This window comes from Pseudomonas sp. KD5 (genome assembly GCF_012932895.1).
GTDB lineage: Bacteria > Pseudomonadota > Gammaproteobacteria > Pseudomonadales > Pseudomonadaceae > Aquipseudomonas.
In genome coordinates this window covers 56,687-73,918 of record NZ_JDWJ01000013.1, presented here as the reverse complement: position 1 = coordinate 73,918, position 17,232 = coordinate 56,687, and the positions used below count along the sequence as shown (strand labels likewise).

Genomic DNA, 17,232 nt, shown 5'->3' with positions numbered 1-17,232 from the left:
TCACTCCTTGTGGGGATCGGGTGGCATTGCGCCCGGATCGAGGATCAGTTGCATGAAGGTCAGGTCTAGCCAGCGGCCGAACTTGGTACCCACCTGCGGCATTTGGCCGGTGACGACAAAACCGGCCCGATCGTGCAGCCGGATCGAGGCGCTATTACCGCTTTCGATGGCGGCGACCATCACGTGTTTGTTGCAGCCTTTGGCGCGCTCGATCAGCGCTGCCATCAGTTGCGGGCCGAGGCCATTGCCGCGTTGGTCGTTGCGCACGTACACCGAGTGCTCAACCGTGTGGCGGAACCCGTCGAACGGCCGCCAGTCACCGAATGAAGCGTAGCCGAGTACGTTGTCGTCGCCGTCGACGATCACCAGAATCGGATAGCCCTGGGCTTGCCGCGCGCTGAACCAGGCCTGGCGGTTGCCCAGGTCCACGGCCTGTTCGTTCCAGATCGCCGTGGTATTGAGCACCGCGTCGTTGTAGATGTCGCGGATCGCCGGCAGATCGGCGTGCAGCGCATCGCGGATGTGGTAAGTCATGGCGCAGCCTCAGGCGATCGGTTGGTGAACGGTGACCAGTTTGGTGCCGTCGGGAAACGTCGCTTCGACCTGGATCTCCGGGATCATTTCCGGGATGCCTTCCATCACTTGTTCGCGGCTGAGCAGGGTGGTGCCGTAGTGCATCAGCTCGGCCACGGTCTGGCCGTCACGCGCGCCTTCGAGCAGCGCCGCGGAAATGTAGGCCATGGCCTCCGGGTAATTGAGTTTCACGCCGCGAGCCAAACGCCGCTCGGCCACGAGGCCGGCGGTGAAGATCAGCAGCTTGTCTTTTTCGCGTGGGGTCAGGTCCATCGTAGAAATCCATAATCGGCAGTTAAAAAGTCTTCTGTAGGAGCGTATTCAGGTGGCCCATATTCTGGGCGGAACGGCTTCGCGGCCGAGCAATGCAGGCCGGAGCAATCGCCATAAATCAATCAGCCAGCCCCGTGCCAACAGCGCCTCGCTGGCCAGGCACCGGGCGACCAGCAGCCCCGGCAGCTGCGTCAGATCCCCGCGCACCTCATTGGGCAGCGAGCGGCACTTCTCCAGCAATTCACTATCAATCTCTCCGGTCACCAGCAACGTCGCAAACACCGGTTGCCCATCCAGCCCGATCGGCGAGTCCAGCAAACCGTCATCCCCGGCAATGCGCTGGCGTTCGTGCCAGAGCAACTGGCCGTCGCGGCGGATATCCAGGTGGGTCTGGAAGTGCCCGAGGTCGAAGCGCTCGCCACTGGCCGGACGCCCCAGCGCTACCACGTCCCAGTAGAACAACCGGGCATCGCCCTCAAGATCAATGCTCGTGCTGAGTTCAGCCTGAGCGGCGCTGAAGATAATCGTTTCTTGCGGCAGCCACTCCAACGTAGCACCGGCGGCAACGCGCAAGTCGAGTTTCTGATAAGCCGGCCCGGCCGCGCGATACCACTTGGCGGCGCCGGGGCTGGTGATTTGCGCCCAGGCGTGCGTGCCGACGCTGGCCGATATATCCAGCCGATCACCGCCGGCAATCCCGCCCGGCGGGTGGACGATGATGTGCTGACACACCTCGGGGCCTTCGGCATACAAGTGCTTCTGCACCCGCAGCGGGCCTTGATGACGGCGCTGCACCGGGCGGGTGCTGGCGCCGAAACGGGCGTAGCCCAGCTCCAGCTCGGCATGCCAGCTCGGGGTAAACAGCGCAGTGGGGAGAGGTAAATTCATATCGTCTAATTTATCGTCAGAAGGCTGCAGGTTAGATCGTAACCAGCCCACGCACACCTTCGGCTTCCATATTTTCGCCGCGACCTTGCTGCACGATCTCGCCCCGGGACATCACCAGGTACTGATCGGCCAGCTCGGCGGCGAAATCGTAGAACTGCTCCACCAGCAAAATCGCCATGTCGCCACGGGCTGCGAGCTTTTTGATCACTGCGCCGATTTCCTTGATCACCGACGGCTGGATGCCTTCGGTGGGCTCATCGAGAATCAGCAGCCGTGGACGACTGGCCAATGCCCTGCCGATTGCCAACTGTTGCTGCTGACCGCCGGACAAGTCACCGCCACGCCGTTGCTTCATTTGCAGCAGCACTGGGAACAGCTCGTAGATGAACGCCGGGACCTCTTTGGCTTCGGAACCCGGAAAGCGCGACAGGCCCATCAACAGGTTTTCTTCCACGGTCAGCCGGCCGAAGATTTCCCGGCCCTGAGGCACGTAAGCGATACCGGCATGCACCCGTTGGTGCGGCTTGAACGTGGTGATCGGTTTACCTTCCCAGTTCACCGCGCCCTCCTTGGCCGGCAGCAAACCCATCAGGCATTTGAGCAAGGTGGTCTTGCCCACGCCGTTGCGCCCGAGCAGGCAGGTGACTTCGCCGACCTTCACCTCAAACGTCAGGCCCCGCAGGATGTGGCTACCGCCGTAGTACTGGTGCAGCTTGTCGACTTGCAGCATCTTCAAAATTCCCCTGTGATCGTTCCCACGCAGAGCGCGGAATCGATCAATTGCTCATCAGCGGCCGAGGTAGACCTCGATCACCCGCTCATTGTCCTGCACCTGCTCCAGCGACCCTTCGGCCAGCACGCTGCCCTGGTGCAACACGGTGACGTGGTCGGCGATCGAGCCGACGAAGCCCATGTCGTGTTCCACCACCATCAGCGAATGCTTGCCGGCCAGGCGCTTGAACAGCTCGGCGGTGAATTCGGTTTCGGCGTCGGTCATGCCCGCCACCGGCTCGTCGAGCAACAGCAGTTGCGGGTCTTGCATCAGCAGCATGCCGATTTCCAGAAACTGCTTCTGCCCATGGGACAACAATCCTGCCGGGCGATTGACCGAACTGGTCAGGCGAATGGTTTCCAGCACCTCGCTGATGCGATCCCTTTGTTCGCCGCTCAGGCGAGCCCGCAAGCTGGCCCACACCGACTTGTCGGTTTTCTGCGCCAGCTCCAGGTTTTCGAACACGCTCAGGGCTTCGAACACGGTTGGCTTCTGGAACTTGCGACCGATACCGGCCTGGGCGATTTGCACTTCGCTCATCTGCGTCAGGTCCAGGGTTTCACCGAACCAGGCCTTGCCGTGACTGGGGCGGGTCTTGCCGGTGATCACGTCCATCAGCGTGGTCTTGCCCGCGCCGTTGGGGCCGATGATGCAGCGCAATTCGCCAACGCCGATGTACAGGTTCAGATTGTTGAGTGCCTTGAAACCATCGAAGCTGACGCTGATGTCTTCCAGGGTCAGGATGGTGCCGTGGCGCGTATTCAGGCCGGGGCCGACGCGTTGGCCGAGGCCAATGGCATCGCGGCTGCTGCCGGCATCCTTGTTGGGCTGCGGTGGAAAAAAGGCCGGTTCGAGCATGAATTCCGCAGTCGCTGTGATTCTCATGATTCACCCCTTTTCTTCAGCAGACCGATCACACCCTTAGGCAGATACAACGTTACGACGATGAACAGCGCGCCGAGGAAGAACAGCCAGTATTCCGGAAACGCCACGGTGAACCAGCTCTTCATCCCGTTGACCACACCGGCACCCAGCAGCGGACCGATCAGCGTGCCGCGCCCCCCCAAGGCAACCCAGACCGCCGCTTCGATCGAGTTGGTCGGCGACATTTCGCTCGGGTTGATGATCCCGACTTGCGGCACATACAACGCCCCCGCCAGGCCACACAACACCGCACTCAACACCCAGACAAACAGCTTGAAGCCGCGCGGGTCGTAGCCGCAAAACATCAGGCGGTTCTCGGCATCGCGCAACGCGGTCAACACCCGGCCGAACTTGCTTTGCGCCAGCCGCCAGCCGATGAACAGGCTCGCCACCAGCAGCAGTACCGTGGCGAAAAACAACACCGCGCGAGTCCCCGGTTCCGTGATGCCAAATCCGAGAATGCTGCGGAAGTTGGTGAAGCCGTTGTTGCCGCCAAACCCGGTTTCGTTGCGGAAAAACAGCAGCATCCCGGCGAAGGTCAGGGCCTGGGTCATGATCGAGAAATACACGCCCTTGATCCGCGAGCGGAAGGCGAAGAAACCGAACACCAGCGCCAGCAATCCCGGCGCCAACACCACCAGGCACATGGCCCAGAGGAAGCTGCTGGTGCCGGTCCAGTACCACGGCAATTCGGTCCACGACAGGAACGTCATGAACGCCGGCAAGCCGTCACCCGAGGCTTGGCGCATCAGGTACATGCCCATCGCATAACCGCCGAGGGCGAAGAACAGACCGTGACCGAGGGACAGGAGGCCGGCGTAACCCCAGACCAGATCGAGGGCGAGGGCGACGATGGCGTAGCAAAGAATCTTGCCCACCAGTGTCAGCGTGTAGGCCGAGACATGAAACGCACTGTCCGGCGACAACAACGACAGCAATGGCAGCGCCAGTAGCAAAACGAGAATCACCGCGCCAACAGTGATGGTGACTTTGGGGCCGGCTTTTTTTGTCGCGGTAACGAGCAGAGGCTGGTTCATCAGTCGATCACCCGTCCTTTCAGTGCGAAGAGGCCTTGCGGACGTTTCTGGATGAACAGAATGATCAGCGCGAGGATCAGGATCTTGCCGAGTACCGCACCGATCTGCGGTTCGAGAATCTTGTTGGCAATGCCCAGGCCGAACGCGGCCAGCACGCTGCCGGCCAATTGACCGACACCGCCGAGCACCACCACCAGGAACGAATCGATGATGTAGCTCTGGCCGAGGTCAGGGCCGACGTTGCCGATCTGGCTGAGCGCCACGCCACCGAGGCCGGCGATGCCCGAGCCTAAGCCGAAGGCGAGCATGTCCACGCGCCCGGTCGGCACCCCGCAGCACGCCGCCATGTTGCGGTTCTGGGTGACGGCGCGCACGTTCAAGCCAAGGCGGGTCTTGTTCAACAGCAGCCAGGTCAGCACCACCACAAACAAGGCAAACGCGATGATCACGATGCGGTTGTACGGCAGCACAAGATTGGGCAGCACCTGAATCCCGCCCGACAACCACGCCGGGTTGGCCACTTCAACGTTCTGCGCACCGAACACCAGACGCACCAACTGGATCAGCATCAGGCTGATGCCCCACGTGGCGAGCAGGGTTTCCAGCGGGCGGCCGTAGAGGTGGCGAATCACCGTGCGCTCCAGCGCCATGCCGATGGCGGCGGTAACGAAAAACGCCACCGGCAGCGCAATCAGCGGATAGAACTCGATGGCTTGTGGGGCGAAGCGCTGGAACATCAGCTGCACCACGTACGTCGAGTACGCGCCGAGCATCAACATCTCGCCGTGGGCCATGTTGATCACCCCGAGCAGGCCGAAGGTGATCGCCAAGCCCAATGCCGCGAGCAGCAGAATCGAACCCAGGGACATGCCACTGAAGGCCTGGCCGAGCATCTCACCGATCAGCAGTTTGCGTTTGACCTGGGCCAGGCTGGTTTCGGCGGCGGTGTGCACACTGGCGTCGGCTTCGACGCCGGGTTCGAGCAAGCCTTCGAGGCGGGTGCGGGCCAGCGGGTCGCCGGTTTCGCCGAGCAAACGCACGGCGGCGAGGCGCACGGCGGGGTCACTGTCGACCAGTTGCAGATTGGCCAAGGCCAGGCTCAGGGCGGCGTGAACGGTTTCGTCTTGTTCGTTAGCCAGTTGCTGGTCGAGGAATTTCAACTGCGCCGGTTTGGCGCTTTTCTGCAATTGCTGCGCGGCGGCCAGACGGGTTTTGGCGTCGGCGGCGAGCAATTGGTGGCTGGCCAAAGCGGTGTCGATCAGACCCCGCAGGCGATTGTTCAGGCGCAGGGTTTTCGGTTGGCCATCGATGGTCAGCTCGCCTTGTTGCAGGGCGTTGATCAGATCGATACGGGCCGGATCGGGCTGCGCGGCCCAGGTTTCCAGAAGCTTGGCTTGCTGCACGGGATTGGCCGCGACGAAGTCTTCGGCGTCGCCGGCGTGGGTGACCATCGGCAGTAACAGTGCGATGGCAAGGATCAAGCGGTAAAAGGCAGTGGGCATGTCAGTGTCCTTGCGCGGACTAAGTGTGGGAGCAAACTGTGTGGCGAGGGAGCTTGCTCCCGCTGGACTACGCAGTAGTCCCTTTTTTTGGGGCCGCTTCGCAGCCCAACGGGGGCAAGCCCCCTCACCACAAAGCCCGCTCACACAGGAATTGTGTCGGGCCTGAGCTCCATGCTCAGGCCCCAGTGGCTCAGTTGCTCTTCACCGCATACTCCGGCTTCTTGTCGTTACCCGGAATGAACGGGCTCCACGGTTGGGCGCGGATTGGCCCTTCGGTCTGCCACACCACGTTGAACTGACCGTCGGCCTGTATCTCGCCGATCATCACTGGCTTGTGCAGGTGATGGTTGGTCTTGTCCATGGTCAGGGTGTAGCCGGACGGTGCAGCAAAGGTCTGGCCGGCCAGGGCTTCGCGGACTTTGTCGACGTCGGTGGATTTGGCTTTCTCGGCGGCTTGCGCCCACATGTGGATGCCAACGTAGGTGGCTTCCATCGGGTCGTTGGTCACCGCTTTGTCGGCGCCCGGCAGGTTGTGTTTCTTGGCGTAGGCTTTCCAGTCATCGACGAACTTCTTGTTCACCGGGTTTTCCACCGACTCAAAGTAGTTCCACGCCGCGAGGTTGCCCACCAGCGGTTTGGTGTCGATGCCGCGCAGTTCTTCTTCACCTACGGAGAACGCCACGACCGGTACGTCGGTGGCTTTCAGGCCCTGGTTGGCCAGCTCTTTATAGAACGGCACGTTGGAGTCGCCGTTGACGGTGGAGATGACCGCCGTCTTGCCACCGGCAGAGAATTTTTTGATGCTGGCCACGATGGTCTGGTAATCGCTGTGGCCGAATGGGGTGTAGACCTCTTCGATGTCTTTGTCCGCCACACCTTTGGAGTGCAGGAACGAGCGCAGGATCTTGTTGGTGGTGCGCGGGTAAACGTAGTCGGTGCCGAGCAGGAAGTAGCGCTTGGCGCTGCCACCTTCTTCGCTCATCAGGTATTCCACTGCCGGAATCGCCTGTTGGTTGGGCGCGGCGCCGGTGTAGAACACGTTCGGCGACATCTCTTCGCCTTCGTATTGCACCGGGTAGAACAGCAGGCCGTTGAGCTCTTCGAACACCGGCAGCACCGATTTACGCGACACCGAGGTCCAGCAACCGAACACCACCGCCACTTTGTCCTGGGTCAGCAACTGCCGGCCCTTTTCGGCGAACAGCGGCCAGTTCGATGCCGGGTCCACGACCACTGGTTCCAGCATCTTGCCGTTCACGCCACCCTTGGCGTTGATTTCGTCGATGGTCATCAACGCCATGTCTTTGAGCGAGGTTTCGGAGATCGCCATGGTCCCGGACAACGAATGCAGAATACCGACCTTGATGGTCTCGGCGGCCTGGACAGTCCAGGTCATGCCCATCGCGGCAATGCTTGCCGTGAGTGTGAAAGCCTTGATCAAACTGCGACGCTTCATTGTGCGATCTCCATGAACGTTAAAGTTTTTTATGGTTGGCAGATGCGGACGACTGAAGGCTGTTTTGCAAGGGCTGTGCCCGGTCGGGGACGGGCAAGGAAATGTCGTATTAGAGCGGTTGCGGGGTTTGGGTGACGCACCATGAAGGGACGGGGCTGGCGCGTTGGTGCGAGAAGATGCGCCACATTGGGGCGAAGAATTGCCCCAATGCCGGTCAGTTAAGGTAAAGGCGCTGTGAATACAAAACCTGTGGCGAGGGGGCTTGCCCCCGTTGGGTCGCGAAGCGGCCCCAAAACCTGCAACTGCGGTGTATCGGGTGCACCGCGTGCAATGGTTTTACGACTGCTTCGCAGCCGAACGGGGCGATGCGGCGTTCCGACAAGCCCCCTCGCCACAAAGGCTCGTTCCCAAAGAGTGGGGGGGCTATGTCGGGTCGACGTTATCCAGCGCCCGGTTAACCGCCAGTTCCGCCAGCATGATGCTCTGTTGAATCGCCAGCGCCGTGTAGCGCTGCGGGCCGGTCAGGTCGTTGGCGAAGTCGCTGGCCAGGACACTTGCCGTGGCTAACGATTCGTAGGCGTGGGCCAGCAGGCTTTCGGTATCCATATTCGGGGCGACGATGAACATGGTGCTGGGGCGGCGGGGTTTTTCGGTGTAGGGCGCCGGGGGATCGAGGTAATAGTCGAGGGCGCGTTTGATGGCTTCGCGATCCTTGAGTAATTCTTCGTTGCGCGAGGCTTCGGCGTTGGTGGTGTTGAAGGGTGGGTCAGGAATTAATTTGTCCATTGAAAAATTTCTCCAGCGTTGGAGCCTCCACTTGCCGCTTCTCACACGGGAAGAGGTGGCAGCTATGTGCGAGGTGAGAAGACCGGTTATGGACACCCGGCCGGACCGAAGTCCGCCCGCACACAGCCGCCATAACGCATTTGCAGGCAGCTAATAAGCTGGCGGCGATTATGCGTGTACAGACACTGGATGACCATAAGTTGCCGGGCTTTTCACACCCGATCGCTGAGTTGTCAGCGACAGCCAAAGACTAGAGAGCCCGCTTCCGACGGACAACCTGAAAGATGCGTGGGAAAGGTCTGCGTTCTGATACATCCGTTAAACATTCAAAAGCGGAACGCGGAGCGTCCCTGGCGGCATTCCCACGCGGAGCGTGGGAATGATCACCCTGTGGGAGCGGTGAGTCAGCGCCGGCGCATCAGGCCGATGAAGAACAGCCCGCCAATCGCGGCGGTGGCGACGCCGATGGGCAAGTCTTCCGGGGCGATCAAGGTTCGTGCGGCCACGTCGACCCAGACCAGGAACAGGCTGCCCAACAACACGCACACCGGCAACAACCGACGATGCTCGGCACCCACCAACCGTCGTGCAATGTGCGGCACCATCAACCCGACAAAACCAATCGAGCCGCTGATGGACACCAACACCCCGGTCATCAATGAGGCAATCAAAAACACCCGCAGCCGCACGGTGCGGGCATTGAGGCCCAGGGTCACGGCGGTCTGTTCACCGGCCATCAACGCATTCAACGGCCGGGCCATGCCCAGCAACAACACCAACCCGAGCAACACACTCGCGGCGGGCACGGCGAGCAATTCCCAACGCGCCAGCCCGAGGCCACCGAGCATCCAGAACATCACCGCCGAACTGGCGCGATGGTCACCGAGAAACAGCAGCAGGTTGGCAATCGCCATCATCACGAACGACACCGCGACACCGCACAGCAGCAGCCGATCACTGTCCAGCCGCCCATGACGGTTGGCGATCACCAGCACGACCAACATGCTCAGCAGCGCGCCGATAAACGCCGCGATGGGCAAGCTCAGCAGGCCGACGATCTCACCGACATGCAGCACCACAATCACCGCGCCGAGGGTCGCGCCGGAGGTCACGCCCAACAAGTGCGGATCAGCCAATGGATTGCGCGTCACCGCTTGCAGCACCGCGCCGATCAACGCCAGGCCGGCGCCCACCAGCGCGCCGAGCAACATGCGCGGCACGCGGATCAGCCAGACGATGTGTTCCTGCCCGGCCGTCCAGCTCTGCTCGCCAAGACCGAAGGCCTTGTGCAGCAGAATTTGCCACACCACCTCCACCGGTACCCGCGCCGGGCCGAAGCCCAGCGATACCACACACGACATCAGCAACAGCACGCCGAGGCCGATCAGCAACAAGGCATAGCGACGGTCGATCATTCGCCGTGGAAACCCTTGGCCAGGGTTTCGACCGCCAGCACGTTGTCGATCCCCGGCGTGGCCTGCACGTAAGGAATGACGATGAAGCGCTGGTTCTTGATCGCGTCCACCGATTGCAGGGCCTGGTTGTTCAGTAAAAACTGCTCCTTCTGTTCAGCGGTGACTTCGCCGTAGTCGACGATCACGATCACCTGCGGATTGCGCTCGACCACGTTCTCCCAGTTGACCCGGGTCCAGCTCGCCTCGACGTCGTCGAGAATGTTGCGCCCGCCGGCCGCGTCAATCAGCGCCTGCGGCATGCCCAGGCGTCCGGAGGTCATGGCCCGGTCTTCACCGCTGTCGTAGAGAAATACCCGAGGCTTGTCCGCTGGCAGATCCTGGCGCACCTCGGCGACTTGCGCCTGCATCTGGGCGATCACAGCGTTGGCGCGGTCTTGCACGTCGAAGATTTTGCCGAGGTTGCGCAGGTCGTTGTAGGTGTCTTCCAGGCTCGCGGGTGGGCGCTTCATCACGAACGCGCAGGACTCGGTGAGTTCGTAGACGTTGATCCCCAGCGGTTGCAGGGTTTGCGGCGTGAGGTCACCACCGACGCGCATGCCGTAATCCCAACCGGCGAAGAAGAAATCGACGTTGGCGTTGAGCAGGGTTTCCACCGACGGGTACTTGGCCGCCAGTTCCGGTAAACCGTCGAGGATGGTCTGCATTTGGGGCGTCACCGATTTCCATCCGGTCACGCCGCTGTAGCCGGCCATCCTGGGTTTGAGACCGAGGGCGAGCATCATCTGGGTCATGTTGATGTCGTGGCTGACCGCGTGTTTCGGCGCTTGCTTGAAGGTCACTTCGCGGTTGCAACTCTGGACAGTCAGCGGGTATTTCGTGGCCTCGGCGAAGGCATGGGCACTGCCCAGCAACAACGCGACGCAAAGCAGGGAACGCAATGTCATGGTTGGGTTATCCAGGTGATTCGTGGGTAGCCGTGCAAGGGATGGTCATCGATCAGAGCGTCGACGCCGAACACGTTGTGCAAAAGGTGTGTGGTCAGGACTTCTTTGGGGGTGCCACTGGCGACGATGCGACCGTGATGGATCACGTAGAGCCGATCGCAGAAGGCCGCCGCCAGATTGAGGTCGTGGATGCTCGCCAGCGTGCCGATCTGCAGGCGTTTGACCAGCTGCAGCAGTTCCAGTTGATAGCGCGGGTCGAGGTGGTTGGTCGGCTCATCGAGGATCAGCAATTGCGGTTGCTGGGCCAGGGCGCGGGCGAGGATCACGCGCTGCTTTTCACCGCCGGACAGGGTGGCGAAGGCGTGGTCTTCGAAGCCCTTGAGGCCGACCGATTCGAGGGCTTGGGTTGCGAGCTTCCGGTCTTCGAGAGTGTCGCCATCGAACAGACCTTTGTGCGGTGTGCGGCCCATGGCGACCACTTCATCGACGGTCAGACCGAAGGCGTCGGGAAATTCCTGCAACACCACCGCGATGCGTTGCGCGCACCAGCGTGAGGATTGCTTCCAGACGTTGTGATGGTCGAGCTTGACCTCGCCACTCTCGGGTTTGCTGAAGCGATAGGCGCACCGCAGCAGGCTGGTCTTGCCGCTGCCGTTAGGGCCGATCAACCCGACGAACTCACCGGCAGCCACGTGCAAGGAGGCGTCACGCAGCTGGAACTGGTGATGGCAGTGGCCGTGGCCCAGGGGTGTCCAGGCGAGGTTGGTGAGGTTCAGCGAGGTCATTTCATTCCTGATGATCGTTCAAGCCAGCACACAGAACTGTGGCGAGGGGGCTTGCCCCCGTTGGGTTGCGCAGCGACCCCAAACCTGACACCGCAGTTTCTCCGGGTTTACTGCGTTGTCGGGTTTTACGACTGCTGCGCAGCCGAACGGGGGCAAGCCCCCTCGCCACGCCAAGGATTCAATGCTGGCCCGCATTGTATTGGCTTTACGCGTACGCGTATCTCGCCTGTTTCATGATGAAGGTGAGGTGGATTCAATTTGCCGGCCCAGGCGTGACAGCAGCCCCCAATCCAATAGACACACGACAACCAGCGAAGCCCCCACCAACGGAAACATCACCGCCAGGGCGAGCATGATGACCATTGCGGTTTTCCATTTCGGCAGGTCGTGACGCAACGGTGGCACACCGAACTTGCCCTGTGGCCGACGCTTCCACCAGATCACCACGCCGCTGACGGCGCTGAGCAAAATCATCAGGCAGATCAGCAGCACGATGATCTGATTGAACGGGCCGAACATCTTGCCTTCGTGCAGCATCACGCCGACTTCCGTGGCGCGGGCGACGTTGCTGTAATGCTGCCAGCGCACGTCGGCGAGGACGTCGCCGGTGTACTGGTCGACGTGCAGGGTGGCATCGTTGCGCGGGTCATCGGCGAACACCGCGATGGTGAACACACCGGTGGCGGTGGTCGGGAAGGTGATGCTGTAGCCGGGCTCGACCTTGCGCTGCACGGCAATGTTTTGCACGTCTTGCAGGCTGATGGTCGGCGCCGCCGGGCCGGCTTGCGTGCTGGCGTGAGCCATGTGTTCGGCGTGGTCGCCGGACATTGGCATCGGCGTGTTCTCCATGGCCCACGGCACGGTCTGGCGTGTGGCGCTGTTGAGGCTACGGGCCTCGACGTCGGATTTGGGCACGTCATTCCACATGGCGACCGGAAAGCGGTCCCAGAGGTCGGCGTATTGCTTGCCCCAGAAGCCGGTCCAGGTCATGCCGCTGAGCAGCATCACCAGCAAAAACGCCGCGCCCCAGAAGCCAGTCACTGCGTGCAGATCACGCCACAGCACGCGGCCGCGACTGTTCAAGCGCGGCCAGAGAATGCCGGCGCGCTGGCCACGCGGCCACCACAAAAATACCCCGGAGACCACCAACACCACACCCCAACCGGCGGCCAGCTCCACCAGCCGATCACCGACGGTGCCGATCATCAACTCGCCGTGAATCGAGCGTGCGAGCGCCTGCAGATTGTTCTTCGCATCCTGCTCGCCGAGGATGTCGCCGTGGTACGGATCGATGAACACGTTCAGTTCATGACCTTCATTGATCACCACAAATTGCGCGCTGCGTTCAGCGTTGACCGGCGGCAGGTATTGTTTGATCCGGGCTTGTGGATACGCCTCTTTCACCCGTTTGAGCAGGTCGTCGGCGGCCACGGTGTGATGACCGGCCGGGATGTTCATCAGGCTGCCGTACATCAATGGATCGAGTTGCGGTTTGAACAGGTAGACGATGCCGGTCAGGGCCAGCATCACCATGAACGGCGCGACGAACAGGCCGGCGTAGAAATGCCAACGCCAGGCCAGGTTGTAGAAATTCGGTTTGGGCTGTTTCACTTCGAGTGCTCCGCTAGGCTTGGATCTTTTGTAATTGTCTGGTGACTGCTGCGCAGTCGTTCGCGGGCAAGCCTCGCTCCTACAGGTTCAGGTTGTTCGCAATAACCACATCCGACACAAACCCTGTAGGAGCGAGGCTCGCCCGCGATGCTTTTAGAAGCTCATATCCACCTTGGTCCAGAGCGTGCGCCCCGGTTCGTTGATGGCTTGCGGATCGTTGGCCGGGAAGCCGAAACCGGCATTGCCGGCCAGGTTCAGGTGTTCGGCGTAGGCCTTGCCAAACAAGTTGTCGACGCCGCTGCTGACCTTCCAGTTCTTGTTGATCCAGTACGCGCCGTTGAGCGAGAACACGCCGAACCCCGAGCTTTTGTCGAAGTCTTTGCCGACCACGTTGCCCTTGTTCCGGTCGATGCGGTTTTGCGCCGCGACCACCCGCCACAAGGCGCCGGCGCTCCAGTTGTCTTCGCTGTAGGTCAGGCCGAAGCGCGCATCCAGCGGTGGCATCTGCGGCAGGGCGCTGCCGTCGCTGCTGTTCTTGCCCCAGGCGTAGGCCAGGGTTGCATCGGCTTTCCAGTTGGTCGTCAGTTTGTAGGCCGCACCGAGTTCGCCGCCCATGATTCGCGCGTCGATGTTCTCGGCTTGCGAGGTCATGCCCATCATCCCCGGTGTGTAGTTGAACAGGATGTAGTCACGCACCTGCCCGACGTAACCCGAGGCCCAGGCTTCGAGGTCTGCGGTCTTGTACTGCAGGCCGAAGTCGAGCTGGGTGGTTTTCTCTGGTTTGATCGAGTCGAACGCATTCACCGAGCCGGCAGGGCCTGAGTTGGGCGAAAACAGCTCCCAGTAATCCGGGAAACGCTGGGCATGACCGAGGCCCGCATACAGCGTGGTCGGGCTGTCGGCCAGATCATGCTCGTAACGCACGAAACCGCTGGGCAGGGTATCGGCGCGGGTGTCATCGGCGGTCGGGTTGGGGCGGGCCATCATCCCGGAGCCGATGGTCTGCCGATAATCCTTGGCCGAAGCACGGTCCAGTCGTGCGCCGGTGATCAGTCGATCACGGTCGGCGGCGTACCAGGTCAGTTCGCTGAACACGCCGTAGTTGTGGAAGTCGGCGTCCTTGTTGCGGGGCACATCCTTGTAGGTGTCGATGCCCATGGCGCTGCGTTGGCGGTGCTCGTTGGTCTGCGCATCCAGGCCACTGATCAATTGCACATCGGCCCAGCGCCAGGTGGCTTTGATCCGCGCGCCGAGGGTTCGGCGGTCGACGTTGGAAGCCATCGGGCCGGCCATCATCCCGGTGCCGGACGGCGTGCGCAGGGTGTAGTTGTCCATCACATGGTCGGCGTAGTTGTAGTAGACCTGTGCCTCGACCTTATCCAGCGCCTCACCGATGTTCGACTGCTCGAAGCGCAGGCCGAGGCTTTCGCGCAAGAACCGTGAACCGTCCATGCCGCGCCCGGCGTAACGGGCTTCGCCGTCGCCCTTGCCGGCAGTCAATTCCAGCAGGGTGTCGGCGTTCGGCGTCCAGCCGACAGCAACATCGCCGTTCCACTTGTCGTAGCGCGAGGGCACGGTGTCGTTGTTGCCGTCCTTGTAGTCATCGGAATGCGCGGTGTTGCCGATCACGCGCACGTAACCCAGCGGCCCGCCAGCGGCGGCGTCCAGCACTTTGTCGAAGCGACCGTTGGAGCCGGCCAATACGCTGGCATTCACCCGGGTGCCGAGTTCGCCGAAGCTTTCCGGCTCCCGGTCGAACAGGATGGTGCCGGCTGATGCGCCGGGGCCCCAGAGCACGGTTTGCGGGCCTTTGATCACGGTGAGTTTGTCGTAGGTTTCCGGTGAGATGTACGAGGTCGGCGCGTCCATCCGGCCGGGGCAGGCGCCGAGCATCATGCTGCCGTTGGTGAGGATATTCAGGCGCGAACCGAACATGCCGCGCAGCACCGGGTCGCCGTTGGTGCCGCCGTTGCGCACCAGGGCGAAGCCGGGGATGGTCTTCAGATAATCACCACCGTCGCTGGCCGGCACCGGTTGGCGCGGGTCCTTGGGGTTGGTGACGACGGTCAGCGGCGAGCTCGGCGCGATGGCGGTGATTACCGTCGGGCTCAGTTCTTCGGTGTGGCCGGCGTGTTCGTCGGCCAGCACCATTGGCGTCAGCAACAAGCCGCAAAGGGCGGCGGTGGCCTGTCTGAAACGAACGCGAGATTGGTTCAGGGCAAAAAAAGCCTGGGCAGCGCCCAAACGTGTGTCAGCAGAAAACCTGGACATGACAATTTCCATCGAACAGTCGTAAACGACACGGCCGGCAGCCTGCGGCTGTCTTCTAAACCGTGTGAGATCAGAGGTGGGTGTTTACGCGACGATGGGCGGGGCGCGGGTGCGGGCGCCGGGGAAGAAGGTTTGCCGGGCGTGGCCCAGGCGGGTGGCGGGTGTGGTGAAGGTGGTGGCGGGCGGGGTGTCGAACGCGGTGAATGAAGCGCCACCGGTGAGTGCCGGGCAATTGAACAGCAGGCTGCAATAGCCGCATTTTTCCCACAGCGCGTGATGCTCGGCTGTCGGCCGGCAGTGTTCGGCAACCGGTTGTGCGTCGTGGTCGGCGTGCTCCATCGCCGACATGTCCGAGCCCATGTCCATCGACATGTTCATGGACATGCCTATCGCCATGCTCGAAGCAGCCGCGCGCGAATCCATCGGCATCGACTGAGAAATCAGCGGGCCGATAAAGATCATCAGCATGGCGAACAGGCTGATCCAGCTGCCGCGGGTCAGGCTCATTGGCTGACGGCGGCGCGCGGATGACCTGGCGCTATGCGGGCGCATAGGCGTTTTCAACGGGGGCGATTACTGGGCGTGCATGTGCGCTTGCATGCTGTCCGGCGCCTTTTTCTGCACCGAGACCTCGACCGTTACATCACCGGACTTCTCAAAGTGCAGGGTCAGCGGGAAGCGTTTGCCGTCGCTCAACAGGCTGCGGTCTCTGAGCTCCAGCAGCATCACGTGGTACGCCATCGGCGCGAAGGTGACTTCGCCGCCAGCCGGGATTTCGACGTCGGGCACTTGCTGCATTTTCATCAGATCGTTTTGCATCACATGTTCGTGCAACTCGGCCTTGCCGGATATCGGCGAGCCGACGCTGAGCAGCCGATCAGCGGTTTTGCCGCTGTTGTGAATCACGAAATACGCCGCGACGGTGGGCGCGTTGGGCGGCAACTCCTGCGACCACGGATGGGCGATCTCAAGTTCGCCAACCTTGTATTCGTGGGCATTGGCAAAACAGGCAGGCAGCAGCAACGCAGCCAGGACGATGAGTTTGTTCAACATGGCAGTTCTCCAGAACGATTCAAAACGCAGGTCAATTGCGAGAAGGAATCACACCAGAGGGGACGCGCGGGGGTTGAGGCTGGGCCATTGCTGGCGCGGTGTCGGTGTGTCGAGCGTGGCCGGCGGCACGCTTCGATTGGCCTCGAATCGCGCGTAATACAACTGCGGCGTATGCCCCGGCAACGCCACCAACGGCGCGGAGCCCGAGCAACACCAGCAATGCTGCATGTTGGAATGATCGTCGTTCTGCGGCGCTTTCTGCTCGATGTCGCCCAGGGAAATCGCCACCAGCTTCGTGCCGCTGGAAGAGCAGAAGCTACCCCACAGCAACTGTTCGGTCGGCGATTTCGCCGTTTGCGCCATCGCTCCGGACATCGGCATGGCGAGCATGTTGAACAGCACTGCAAAGCAGGCGATCCAGGCAAATGCGAGCCGTTGTCGGGACATGGGACAGATCCGTTTGAGTGGGCGATCAGGCGCGGCTATTTAGCCTGATCAGGGGCGATAAGTAAAAAGACCGCGTGCGGTGTGGTGTCGCAGCGAATCAGTCAGCATATCGAGCAGCCGGCGTGCAAGCTCAGCCTCGCCGTTTTGAAAGAGTGTAGCGACTTCGACTCTTAATGCCTGAGCGAATTGAGGGTCACTTTGGATTCTTGCCCGGATTGTGTGTTTGACATCTCTGAGCGCTACACGATTGAAGCTTTCATCGCCCGGGTCTTCCTCTTCGCAGGCCTTGATGTAGTGCCACATATCGGCAGACGTCAGGAGAAACTCAGTGATATCGAAGCGAGTGAATTTTTCAGTCATCCGCCATTTCCCGTTACATGGGTGGGGCTTGAAATATGGGGGTTGGGTTGTGAGCCCACAAGTCAGTCGATTTGGATGATGTTGTGCGTTAGGTCCGATGGATATGTAGGGGATTGTGCATTTTCTGTAGCAGCT

Annotated in this window: 18 protein-coding genes; all 18 read right to left on the bottom strand. The window is 61.5% G+C overall.

Annotated elements, in window-relative coordinates:
* Positions 1–534 carry a GNAT family N-acetyltransferase gene (locus AF70_RS25365; protein WP_018928451.1) on the bottom strand — a complete coding sequence of 178 codons (534 nt, stop codon included), beginning with the start codon at positions 532–534 and terminating at the stop codon, positions 1–3.
* A 9-nt stretch (positions 535–543) separates the two neighbouring features.
* On the bottom strand, positions 544–846 hold the full coding sequence (gene ureA, locus AF70_RS25360) for an urease subunit gamma (RefSeq protein ID WP_007937143.1): 303 nt from the start codon (positions 844–846) through the stop codon (positions 544–546).
* Positions 847–894: 48 nt separating this feature from the next.
* Complete coding sequence (locus tag AF70_RS25355) at positions 895–1,734, bottom strand: urease accessory protein UreD (protein ID WP_028940147.1); 840 nt, start codon at positions 1,732–1,734, stop codon at positions 895–897.
* A gap of 31 nt (positions 1,735–1,765) precedes the next feature.
* The gene (gene urtE, locus AF70_RS25350; RefSeq protein ID WP_019582243.1) at positions 1,766–2,464 is read right to left on the bottom strand and encodes an urea ABC transporter ATP-binding subunit UrtE; all 699 of its coding nucleotides are present in this window, start codon (positions 2,462–2,464) and stop codon (positions 1,766–1,768) included.
* Positions 2,465–2,521: 57 nt separating this feature from the next.
* A complete protein-coding gene (urtD, locus tag AF70_RS25345; RefSeq protein WP_028940146.1) occupies positions 2,522–3,391 on the bottom strand; it encodes an urea ABC transporter ATP-binding protein UrtD in 870 nt (289 codons plus the stop codon).
* On the bottom strand, positions 3,388–4,467 hold the full coding sequence (gene urtC, locus AF70_RS25340) for an urea ABC transporter permease subunit UrtC (protein WP_019582245.1): 1,080 nt from the start codon (positions 4,465–4,467) through the stop codon (positions 3,388–3,390). The genes urtD and urtC overlap by 4 nt, the downstream gene beginning before the upstream one ends.
* A complete protein-coding gene (urtB, locus tag AF70_RS25335; RefSeq protein WP_028940145.1) occupies positions 4,467–5,969 on the bottom strand; it encodes an urea ABC transporter permease subunit UrtB in 1,503 nt (500 codons plus the stop codon). The genes urtC and urtB overlap by 1 nt, the downstream gene beginning before the upstream one ends.
* A 190-nt stretch (positions 5,970–6,159) precedes the next feature.
* Positions 6,160–7,425, bottom strand: coding sequence for an urea ABC transporter substrate-binding protein (urtA, locus tag AF70_RS25330; RefSeq protein WP_007937152.1), 1,266 nt, complete (start codon positions 7,423–7,425; stop codon positions 6,160–6,162).
* A gap of 423 nt (positions 7,426–7,848) precedes the next feature.
* A complete protein-coding gene (locus AF70_RS25325; protein ID WP_019582248.1) occupies positions 7,849–8,211 on the bottom strand; it encodes a DUF6124 family protein in 363 nt (120 codons plus the stop codon).
* A 404-nt stretch (positions 8,212–8,615) separates the two neighbouring features.
* The gene (locus AF70_RS25320) at positions 8,616–9,626 is read right to left on the bottom strand and encodes an iron ABC transporter permease (protein WP_028940144.1); all 1,011 of its coding nucleotides are present in this window, start codon (positions 9,624–9,626) and stop codon (positions 8,616–8,618) included.
* Positions 9,623–10,570 carry an ABC transporter substrate-binding protein gene (locus AF70_RS25315; protein ID WP_028940143.1) on the bottom strand — a complete coding sequence of 316 codons (948 nt, stop codon included), beginning with the start codon at positions 10,568–10,570 and terminating at the stop codon, positions 9,623–9,625. The genes AF70_RS25320 and AF70_RS25315 overlap by 4 nt, the downstream gene beginning before the upstream one ends.
* Entirely contained in the window at positions 10,567–11,355 is a 789-nt protein-coding gene (locus AF70_RS25310; RefSeq protein WP_019582251.1) for an ABC transporter ATP-binding protein, read from the bottom strand. Before AF70_RS25310 ends, AF70_RS25315 begins: the two co-directional genes overlap by 4 nt.
* Before the next feature lie 231 nt (positions 11,356–11,586).
* Positions 11,587–12,966: a PepSY domain-containing protein gene (locus AF70_RS25305; protein WP_028940142.1), complete on the bottom strand. Its 1,380-nt coding sequence runs from the start codon at positions 12,964–12,966 to the stop codon at positions 11,587–11,589.
* A 153-nt stretch (positions 12,967–13,119) separates the two neighbouring features.
* Positions 13,120–15,237 (bottom strand): TonB-dependent copper receptor, encoded by a 2,118-nt coding sequence (locus tag AF70_RS25300; protein WP_028940141.1) that lies wholly within the window; start codon positions 15,235–15,237, stop codon positions 13,120–13,122.
* Between the two features lie 84 nt (positions 15,238–15,321).
* A complete protein-coding gene (locus AF70_RS25295) occupies positions 15,322–15,789 on the bottom strand; it encodes a DUF2946 domain-containing protein (protein ID WP_028940140.1) in 468 nt (155 codons plus the stop codon).
* Between the two features lie 21 nt (positions 15,790–15,810).
* A complete protein-coding gene (locus tag AF70_RS25290; RefSeq protein ID WP_028940139.1) occupies positions 15,811–16,290 on the bottom strand; it encodes a copper chaperone PCu(A)C in 480 nt (159 codons plus the stop codon).
* 48 nt (positions 16,291–16,338) lie between these two features.
* Positions 16,339–16,737 carry a DUF2946 domain-containing protein gene (locus tag AF70_RS25285; RefSeq protein ID WP_028940138.1) on the bottom strand — a complete coding sequence of 133 codons (399 nt, stop codon included), beginning with the start codon at positions 16,735–16,737 and terminating at the stop codon, positions 16,339–16,341.
* A gap of 48 nt (positions 16,738–16,785) precedes the next feature.
* Positions 16,786–17,097, bottom strand: coding sequence for a hypothetical protein (locus AF70_RS25280; protein ID WP_028940137.1), 312 nt, complete (start codon positions 17,095–17,097; stop codon positions 16,786–16,788).
* Positions 17,098–17,232 lie beyond the last annotated feature (135 nt).

Bases quoted from the DNA above. Each gene is read 5' to 3' on its own strand.
- AF70_RS25355 (WP_028940147.1), bottom strand. From the start codon at position 1,734: ATGAATTTACCTCTCCCCACTGCGCTGTTTACCCCGAGCTGGCATGCC.
- AF70_RS25300 (WP_028940141.1), bottom strand. From the start codon at position 15,237: ATGTCCAGGTTTTCTGCTGACACACGTTTGGGCGCTGCCCAGGCTTTT.
- AF70_RS25365 (WP_018928451.1), bottom strand. From the start codon at position 534: ATGACTTACCACATCCGCGATGCGCTGCACGCCGATCTGCCGGCGATC.
- AF70_RS25295 (WP_028940140.1), bottom strand. From the start codon at position 15,789: ATGCGCCCGCATAGCGCCAGGTCATCCGCGCGCCGCCGTCAGCCAATG.
- AF70_RS25310 (WP_019582251.1), bottom strand. From the start codon at position 11,355: ATGACCTCGCTGAACCTCACCAACCTCGCCTGGACACCCCTGGGCCAC.
- urtC (WP_019582245.1), bottom strand. From the start codon at position 4,467: ATGAACCAGCCTCTGCTCGTTACCGCGACAAAAAAAGCCGGCCCCAAA.
- AF70_RS25315 (WP_028940143.1), bottom strand. From the start codon at position 10,570: ATGACATTGCGTTCCCTGCTTTGCGTCGCGTTGTTGCTGGGCAGTGCC.
- urtB (WP_028940145.1), bottom strand. From the start codon at position 5,969: ATGCCCACTGCCTTTTACCGCTTGATCCTTGCCATCGCACTGTTACTG.
- urtA (WP_007937152.1), bottom strand. From the start codon at position 7,425: ATGAAGCGTCGCAGTTTGATCAAGGCTTTCACACTCACGGCAAGCATT.
- AF70_RS25325 (WP_019582248.1), bottom strand. From the start codon at position 8,211: ATGGACAAATTAATTCCTGACCCACCCTTCAACACCACCAACGCCGAA.
- urtE (WP_019582243.1), bottom strand. From the start codon at position 2,464: ATGCTGCAAGTCGACAAGCTGCACCAGTACTACGGCGGTAGCCACATC.
- ureA (WP_007937143.1), bottom strand. From the start codon at position 846: ATGGACCTGACCCCACGCGAAAAAGACAAGCTGCTGATCTTCACCGCC.
- AF70_RS25290 (WP_028940139.1), bottom strand. From the start codon at position 16,290: ATGTTGAACAAACTCATCGTCCTGGCTGCGTTGCTGCTGCCTGCCTGT.
- AF70_RS25280 (WP_028940137.1), bottom strand. From the start codon at position 17,097: ATGACTGAAAAATTCACTCGCTTCGATATCACTGAGTTTCTCCTGACG.
- AF70_RS25320 (WP_028940144.1), bottom strand. From the start codon at position 9,626: ATGATCGACCGTCGCTATGCCTTGTTGCTGATCGGCCTCGGCGTGCTG.
- urtD (WP_028940146.1), bottom strand. From the start codon at position 3,391: ATGAGAATCACAGCGACTGCGGAATTCATGCTCGAACCGGCCTTTTTT.
- AF70_RS25285 (WP_028940138.1), bottom strand. From the start codon at position 16,737: ATGTCCCGACAACGGCTCGCATTTGCCTGGATCGCCTGCTTTGCAGTG.